Origin of the sequence: Winogradskyella psychrotolerans RS-3 (assembly GCF_000427335.1) — a bacterium.
In the GTDB taxonomy this organism is placed as follows: domain Bacteria; phylum Bacteroidota; class Bacteroidia; order Flavobacteriales; family Flavobacteriaceae; genus Winogradskyella; species Winogradskyella psychrotolerans.
Genome location: NZ_ATMR01000039.1, coordinates 1 through 749, shown reverse-complemented (window position 1 = coordinate 749; position 749 = coordinate 1). Strand labels below are relative to the sequence as shown.

General features: G+C 40.7%; 1 protein-coding gene and 1 pseudogene. Both read right to left on the bottom strand.

What is annotated here, in order from left to right; genetic code table 11:
* Positions 1–8: 8 nt before the first annotated feature.
* Entirely contained in the window at positions 9–260 is a 252-nt protein-coding gene (locus tag ADIWIN_RS03460; protein WP_040756459.1) for a twin-arginine translocation signal domain-containing protein, read from the bottom strand.
* Between the two features lie 2 nt (positions 261–262).
* A pseudogene (locus tag ADIWIN_RS03455) lies at positions 263–725 on the bottom strand ((2Fe-2S)-binding protein).
* Positions 726–749 lie beyond the last annotated feature (24 nt).

The following is a 749-nucleotide window of genomic DNA, read 5'->3' as shown; positions in this document are numbered from 1 at the left end:
AGCTACAATCATTGGAAATGAGGTTTTGATGTTTTGCCCCAATTCAGGATTGGGTGAAAAAAATCACCACGTGATTGGATGGGGAAATGGATAAAAAAGCTATTAAAATTAACCGCTCTATCATAAATCTCCTGATCACTAATGACTTTCATTTTAGGTGAATCACAAGCTGACCAATTGAAGCCTATCAATAAACCACCTCCAGTAGTTGCTGCAATTTTCAAGAAATCCCTTCTATTCGATTTTAGTCCTTTGTCCATGGTTATTTGATTTTAGCTGAGGCCAACAAAACTGCTTCTTTGATCCGGTGGTAGGTACCACAACGACACAAATTGGCATTCATTCCATCAATTACTTCCTCCTCTGAAGGAGAAGGATTTTTCTTCAACATCGCTGCTGCTGTCATTATCTGACCGGCCTGACAATAGCCGCATTGCGCTACGTCTACTTCTTTCCAGGCTTCTTGCACAGGATGGTCACCATTGTCTGAAAGTCCTTCAATGGTAGTGATTTTTAGCATCACCAATGGACGATACCGGCAGACCGCAGGATCTTACAGCTTCATCATTTAAGTGTACGGTGCATGCGCCACACTGAGAAATGCCACAGGAATACTTTGTTCCAATTAAGCCCAGGTTGTCACGGAGTACCCATAAAAGCGGGGTATCCGAATCCACATCCACTTCAAAATTCTTATTGTTGACTTTAAGTTTGTAGTTAGCCATTTTATAATTTCCTTTTTAAATCTT